This is a genomic window from Amycolatopsis sp. NPDC058340, from assembly GCF_042723975.1.
In the GTDB taxonomy this organism is placed as follows: domain Bacteria; phylum Actinomycetota; class Actinomycetes; order Mycobacteriales; family Pseudonocardiaceae; genus Amycolatopsis.
This window is the reverse complement of record NZ_JBHXIB010000029.1, coordinates 1-7,227: the sequence shown is the minus strand read 5'-3', so window position 1 is coordinate 7,227 and position 7,227 is coordinate 1. Positions and strand designations below refer to the sequence as shown.

General features: G+C 70.1%; 5 protein-coding genes. 4 read left to right on the top strand and 1 reads right to left on the bottom strand.

Annotated elements, in window-relative coordinates; all coding sequences use genetic code 11:
• Window positions 1-138: 138 nt before the first annotated feature.
• Complete coding sequence (locus tag ACFWIW_RS27115; protein WP_378371056.1) at window positions 139-1,335, bottom strand: PucR family transcriptional regulator; 1,197 nt, start codon at window positions 1,333-1,335, stop codon at window positions 139-141.
• 314 nt (window positions 1,336-1,649) lie between these two features.
• Here ACFWIW_RS27115 and ACFWIW_RS27110 point away from each other — a divergent pair, with 314 nt between their 5' ends.
• The 4 genes from ACFWIW_RS27110 to ACFWIW_RS27095 all read left to right on the top strand — a co-directional run bounded on the left by ACFWIW_RS27110 (window position 1,650) and on the right by ACFWIW_RS27095 (window position 7,107).
• Window positions 1,650-2,870, top strand: coding sequence for a PucR family transcriptional regulator (locus ACFWIW_RS27110; RefSeq protein WP_378371055.1), 1,221 nt, complete (start codon window positions 1,650-1,652; stop codon window positions 2,868-2,870).
• Between the two features lie 341 nt (window positions 2,871-3,211).
• On the top strand, window positions 3,212-4,201 hold the full coding sequence (locus tag ACFWIW_RS27105; protein ID WP_378371054.1) for an alpha/beta fold hydrolase: 990 nt from the start codon (window positions 3,212-3,214) through the stop codon (window positions 4,199-4,201).
• Between the two features lie 339 nt (window positions 4,202-4,540).
• On the top strand, window positions 4,541-5,731 hold the full coding sequence (locus ACFWIW_RS27100; protein ID WP_378371053.1) for a helix-turn-helix domain-containing protein: 1,191 nt from the start codon (window positions 4,541-4,543) through the stop codon (window positions 5,729-5,731).
• A 131-nt stretch (window positions 5,732-5,862) separates the two neighbouring features.
• Window positions 5,863-7,107 (top strand): PucR family transcriptional regulator, encoded by a 1,245-nt coding sequence (locus ACFWIW_RS27095; protein WP_378371052.1) that lies wholly within the window; start codon window positions 5,863-5,865, stop codon window positions 7,105-7,107.
• Window positions 7,108-7,227: the final 120 nt, after the last annotated feature.

The window sequence follows — 7,227 nt, the reverse complement described above, 5'->3', positions numbered from 1 at the left end:
ACCGCCCAGGTCCCCGACTCCCAACCGCCGGGGGCCCGGCGCCCCCCGGCGACGACCACCTCCTCACCAGCCCGATCCTCGTGAGTGGCAAGGACGGTTAGAACCGTCCTCGCCACTCACGAGGTGAATCGCGCACCGTCAGACGTCGGCGGGCCGCAGCCGTTCCGCGCGCAACGCCAGCTCGATCCGCAGCCGCTGATCCGGATCGTCCAGCCGCTCGCCGAACAACTCGGAAAGCCGCCGCAGCCGCGCGCGCACCGTCTGCGGATGCACGGCGAGCTGCCGGGCGATCTCGGGCGCGCTCCCGCGCGTCTGCACCTGCGTGAGCAGGGTCGCCGACAGCTCGTCGTGCTGACGCGGCGCCAGCCCCGACAGCGGTTCCAGCGCCTCGCCCGCCAGCCGGTCGAGCAGGAACTCGTCGGCGAGCAGCAAAAGCGTGGTGATGTGCTCCTCGCACCACAGCACCGGGCCGACCGCGGTGATCATCCCCCGCTGCGCGAGCTCGGACGCGCGCCGCGCGATCCGGTACGACTCGGCGGCCTGCGCGATCGGAACGGAGACCCCGACCGTCGCCGACCAGCCGGACGGCAGCTCCCGCAGACCGCTCAGGTCGGCTTCGGGACAGGCCACTAGCGCGCCGGGCATATCGGACGCGAGATCCACGGGAACCGCCGAGGGCAGCAGCCCCGCCGGGAACGAGGGCGCTCCTGGTGCCGCGGTGAAGACGACCGCCGTGATCCGGTCCGGGATCCGCCAGCCGATGGCGACGGCGAGCGCGCCGGCGTCGGCCTGGCTGTATCCGGTGCCACCGGCCAGCAGCCGGAACAACCGCGCCCGCTGCTCCGCGGGCCCCGTCGCCTCCGCCTGTGCGGCGTTGTAACCGTCGGCCAGCGCCATCGTCACCTCGACGACGTCGCCGAAAAGGCACTCGGCCGCGCCGTAGAGGACGTCACCGGGAAGCTGGAGCTGACGGCCGATCGAAGCGATCGAACGCCACAGCACCCGGCTCGAGACCCTGAACGCCGCCTGCGCGGCTTCCCGGCTGAGTCCTTGATGGAACGCGATCCGGCCCTGTGCGCGGAAATCGACCAGGAGGTCGTTCTGCAGCAACTCGGGGACGCCGACCCTGTCGATGGCGCGTTCGATACTACGCCTGGTCAGCTCGACGGCCGCCGCACGGGCCTCGCCGTCACTGAACACCTCGGCGCATTCACCGATCTCGGACACCACGCCTTCGACGCAGTGCCGGGCGATCGCCGGGATCCGCGGGCGGACGGCGTCGCCGAGTTCCCTCGGCAGGCGTGCCCAGAGGGCGCCGACGGGCTGCCAGCTCACGTGTGCGATCCCCCATTGAGAAGTCGGCCGACGATTACGGGCACCAATTCCCTTTCGTCCGCGCGCCACCGGCGCACTCGAATGCACGGAGCGTAGAACCGTCGCCACATCCGTGTCAAAAGACGTCACACCGAAACACCCGCTCGTTGTCACGTGGCTGAGCGTCACGACTTTCCGTTGCAAATTCAACGTCACATTCGGGGTACAGGCCGTACGCCGATCCAGTACAAACGGCCCGGCACCGTTCCCGCCGTTCCGGCGTGGTCATGCAAACGGATTCATGTTTCTCTCCCCTGGCTCGAAGAAATCAAAGGGTGGTCTTGGTGGTCGAGTACCGCGGTTTCGGCATGCTGGCGACGTTGCCGCGTTCGCTCGGCGAAGAACTGCGTCCGTATACCGGGCACGCCGCGGCCGCGATGGTCAAGCAGGTGCAGCGTTCGGTCACCGCGTATTCGCAGCCGTTGCGGGGCGTCTTCGGCCGTGTCCTGGTCGTCTCGTGCGAACGGGCGGTGCGGCATTACGTCGACTGCATCGGAGATCCGGACGTATCCCACGACCGCTGGATCGACTTCTACCGCCTGCGCGGGCGGATGGAATTCGCCGAGGGGCGGAGCCTGGAACCGTTGCACGACAGCGTGACCGTCGGCGCGCGGGCGGCATGGCGGGCGATGCGGCCCATCGTGCGCGGGCTCGGCGCCGGCCCCGACGTCATCGCGCTCGCGGCGGAGTCCGTCTTCGTCTACGTCGACGAACTCTGCGCCACGACGATCGAGGGCTACCAAGAGGCCGAAGCCAGGGCGGCGGGGGCGATCCCGCTCCGGCGCCGCCGCCTGCTGGAGCTGATCGCCCAGGCGCCGGAAGGCTCGGCGTGCAGCATCGCCAGCCTGGCCGACGGCGCGGGCTGGCGGGTGCCGAGCGCGGCCGCGATGGTCGCCCTCCAGCGCGCCGCGGGCGCGTCCGCCTTTCCGGCCCACCTCCTCGACGACACCGTGCTGGCCGACCTCGACACCGCGGAGCCGTACCTGCTCACCGCGGATCCCGACGCCGACCTCGCCCCGCTGAAGGACGCGCTGGACGGCTGGCGGGTGGCCGTCTCCCCCGTCGTACCGCTCGCCGACGCACCGGCCGCCCTCCGCACCGCGCGCCGCGCGCTCCGGCTGACCGGCGAGGACGCGCCGGGCCCGGTCATCTGGTGCCGGGACCACCTCGCCACGCTGTGGCTGCTCGCCGAAGACTTCCTCGGGGCCGAACTCGCCAAGCAAAGCCTCGACCCGTTCACGTCGCTGAGCGAGAAACAGCAGGAGCGGCTCAGCGAAACCCTGCTGGCGTGGCTGGAAACCCGCGGTGGGGCACCGGAGATCGCGCAGCGGCTCGGCGTGCATCCGCAGACCGTGCGGAACCGCCTCCGCCAGCTGGAGGACCTCTTCGGCGACCGGCTCAGAGACGCCGACGACCGGTTGAACATGCAGCTCGCGCTGCGCGCGCAGCGCCTTATGCGCGCTCACCGCCGCGACGAAGGGACGCCAGGGACCTGACGCGCCGGACCCGCCGTTCCGGTGGCCGCACGGTGGGGAGCACCCAGCGGAGGCCGCGGCGGGCGCGTTTCGCCCTCGGTTGGTCGACGTGGAAGTCCGCCCGGCAGGCCATTGCGTTTCTCCCCGTGGTGACGGGTGTTTACCGACGCTTTCCTGAATACCGGGACGGTGGGAAAATGTCGATGCGCAATAGACCGGCGCCCCCGGTTTTGGCATCCGCCTCGGGGGCGGTCACCGCATTCTTGTCACCCGGGTCGCAATCGCCGGACGTGTCTCGCGACACGCTGACGAACCCGGCGTTCCACACGTTATTTTGACGCCTGACAACGGAAAGGCGGGACATGGCCCTCCAAGCGCGCACATTGACCCTGCACGGCCGGGAAATCCGGCTGCGGGAATACGTTCCGTCCACAAAGGACGCCGAGGGCGAGCCGCTCGTGCTGTTGCACGGGATCTCGGGCAGCGGCGAGACCTGGGTCCCGTTGCTCGACCACTTCGAGCGAAGCGGGTTCGGGCGCCGCGTGCTCGTCCCGGACCTTCCCGGCCACGGCGATTCGGCCGCCCCGCGGGCCGACTACGGCCTCGGCGCGATGGCCAGCGTGGTGCGCGACGTCCTCGCGCTCACCGGGAACCGGCACGCCACCATCGCCGGGCACTCCCTCGGCGGCGGGATCGCGATGCAGTTCGCCTACCAGTTCCCCGAGATGTGCGCCCGCCTGGTGCTCGTGGGCAGTGCCGGGCTCGGCCCGCAGGTCACCCCGGTACTGCGCGCCACGGCGCTGCCGGGGGCGGCGGTGACGCTTTCACTGGCGGTCAACCCGGTCACCGTCGCGATCGCGCGCGGTTTCGCCGCGGCCTGCCGCTCCCTCGGCGGGAAACTTTCCCCCGAGACCCGCGAACTGACCCGTCACCTTGCGTCACTGGCCGACCCTGGCAGGCGGCGCGCCTTCCTGTTCATCGCCCGCAGCCTGATCGACCTCCGGGGCCAGCGCGCGAGCGCGATCGACAAGCTCTACCTCGCCAGGGAGGTGCCGACGCTCGTCGTCTGGGGCGCGCACGATCCGCTCATCCCGGTCGCCCACGGCCGGATGACCGCGGAAGTGCTGCCGGACAGCCGATTGACCGTGTTCGAAAATGCGAAACACTTTCCACATGTGGCCGACCCGGCCCGGTTCGCCGTCGAGCTCGAACGCTTCCTCGCCGCGACCGCGCCCGCCCGGCTGAGCCTGGACGAGGTCGTCGAGGTACTCATCCGCGCCAGCGAGGCGGCGGAAGCGCCCGGAAACGTCCCGGAAAAGTTGTCATCCGGACGCCATCTCAGGCCCGCCTAAATGTCACTCGCCGCCGGATCCGACCACCCGTTCGGGTGTAGTCCATCCAGGTGGCCGATCAAGCTCCCGCCAGCCGTTGACAGTCCTCTCGGCCGGATTTTATGTTGCGTGAGCCACAAAATCTGGATCGGCTTCACCGTTGAAGAGGCTGATTTTGTTGCCAGCAAGGATAAAAACATGACCGACTTGGATACCGGATTCTCGCGGCACGATCTGCGGACCGCACGGCCCGAACCCGACGTGCGTCACCCCGCCAACCCGCACCGCCAGCCACCGGGTCCGGTCCAGCGACCGCGCGCCTTCACGCCGGCACCGAGAACCCCAGTGGAGAACCGACCTGTGCGCAGCACCGGTGCGAATGGACTGTGGGCGTCACTGCCCAGAGACCTCGGCGAGCGGTTCCGGCCGCGAGCCGACCCCTTGGCCCGAGCGATCCTGCAGGAGGTGCAACGAGCCGTCCCCGAGTACGCGCAGCCGTTGGAAGGCGCGTTCGGACAGATGATCACGCAGGGTATCCGGCAGGCGATCCTGCACTGCCTCGATACCGTCGGTCAGGGGACGGCGCCGCTCGACAAGTGGTCGGCGGTGTTCCGGAACCTCGGGAAGGTCGAATTCAGCGAAGGGCGCAGTCTCGACTGCCTGCAGACGGCGTACCGCGTCGGCGGTCGTGTGGCGTGGCGGCACGTTTCGGAATTCGGGCAGGCGATCGGAGCGGACGCCGATCTCCTGTGCACCGCCGCCGAAGCGATTTTCGCTTACGTGGACGAGATTTCCGCACTGTCCATCGAGGGCTACACGGCCGCTCAGGAACGGGCCGCCGGCACCAGGGCGAGACGCAGGCGCCGGCTGCTCGAACTGATGCTCTCCGATCCCCCGTCCTCACCGCAGTCGATCGCGTCCCACGCCGCGAACGCCCAATGGGCACTGCCCGCCGAGGTCACGGTCGTCGCACTGGAGCGACGGCTCGGCCCGCTGGAGCCCGACAGCGCCGACCTGGACGCCGACGTCCTGGTCGACTTCGAAGGCCCGAAGCCCTGTCTCGTCACCGGCGACCCGGACAAGCACCTGAAGGACCTCGCCGAGCGGCTTCCCGGCTGGCGTGCGGTGATCGGCCCGGCCGTGCGGCTCACCGAAGCGCCGCGCTCCCTGCTGTGGGCCCGCCGCACGCTGCGGCTGGTCCAGCGCGGGGTCCTGCCGGACAATCCGGTCACGCGGTACAGCGATCACCTCTCCACCCTGTGGCTGCTCGCCGACGAGTTCCTTGTCCGCGAGCTGTGCACGCGCAGCCTCGCCCCGTTCGACGACCTCACGCCCAAACAGCGGGCGCGGCTCGGGGAGACGTTGCTGATCTGGCTCCAGTCCCGGGGCAGCGCCCCGGAGATCGCGAAGAAGCTCAAGGTCCACCCGCAGACCGTCCGGTACCGCATGCACCAGCTCATCGATCTCTTCGGCGACCGGTTGAACAACGCCGACGACCGGCTCGACATGGAGATCGCCCTGCGCGCGGAGGCCCTTCTCGCCGAGGACTGAGTGCTCGTCGGTGAAATCGACGTCGGCAGGGCGCCATCCGAGCGCCCTGCCACGGCGGCGTCCGATCGCCTTTCCGGGGCGATCCGCGGCTCTGACAGATCAGCGTTTCCCACTCACAACGAGGTGACGAGGTGACCCGACCGCAGGACGCCCGCAGCGGGGTCGAGGCGACGTACGGTCCGCTGCTCACGCCCGCCCGGCCGGGTGGGTCGAGCGGGCGTCCGGTCCAGCTCTGGGCGCTGCTGCCGAGAGAGTTGGCGACCGTGTTCCGGCCGGGGCTGGCCGATACGGCCGGTGAGGTGGTCCGGGAGATCCAGCGGACCATTCCCGAGTACGCGCGGCCACTGGACGGCGCGTTCGGGAAAGCGCTCAAGACCGGCGTGCAGATGGCGTTCGTGCAGTTCCTCGAACGCCTCGGGAACCCCGAGGCGCCGCCGGAGGACCGGCGGAGCGTGTTCGTGAGCCTGGGTGTCCAGGAGTTCCATCAGGGCCGCAACGTCGACGTCCTCCAGGCGGCCTACCGGGTGGGTGCCAGGGTGACCTGGCGCCGGATGGCCGAAGTGGGGCGCCGCGCGGGAGTGCCTTCCGCGACGCTGTGCCTGCTCGCGGAAGCCATCTTCGCCTACATCGACGAGCTTTCGGCACTGTCGGTCGAGGGCCACGCGGAGGCGCGGGAAAGAGCCGCCGGCGCGCTGGAGCGCCGGCGGCACCGGCTGATGGAACTCCTCCTAGCCGAACCCCCGTCGCCTCCCGAGGTCGTCAAACACGCCGCCGACCTGGCCCGCTGGCAACTACCGGACCTGCTCGTCGCGGTGGCCCTCGACCAGCCGTCGGACGAGGCCCCACCGGCCGCCGCGACCGCGCTCGCCGACTTCGAGGGCACCTCGCCGTGCCTGCTGCTGCCCGCTCCGGAACCGGGCGAACGGGAACGATTCGCCGAAGCCCTGGCTGGCACGCGGGCCGCGATCGGCCCCGCCGTGCCACCCGTCTTCGCGGCCCGTTCCCTGCGGGCCGCCCGAGAAGCCCTGCGGCTCGTCGACTCCGGCGCGCTCGTGGACGAGCCCGTGACGTGGTGCGTCGACCATCTTTCGCGCCTGTGGCTGCTCAAGGAACCGTTCTTGGCCGCCGAACTCGTCCGGGAACGGCTCGGGCCGCTGGCCGGGTTGACCGGGAAACAGCACTCGCGGCTGGCCGGGACGCTGCTGGCGTGGCTGGAGACCTGCGGGAACGTCCGTGAGGTGGCGGAGCGGCTCGCGGTGCATCCGCAGACTGTGCGTTCCCGCGCTCAGGAACTGGAGGCGCTGTTCGCGGACGGGCTACGGGATCCGGAGCGGCGGTTCGAGATGATCCTGGCTTTGCGGGCTGCTCCTTCTTGATACTTCGCGAAGGCGCCTCTCGCGTAAGTCCGTGAAGGCCTCCTTGAGGGACCATTTTAACAACTGGAGCGGCCGACCATAGTAGGAGTGTAGGTCTCGGTGGTCGGCGGATCATGTAAT

Bases quoted from the DNA above. Each gene is read 5' to 3' on its own strand.
- ACFWIW_RS27105 (WP_378371054.1), top strand. From the start codon at position 3,212: ATGGCCCTCCAAGCGCGCACATTGACCCTGCACGGCCGGGAAATCCGG.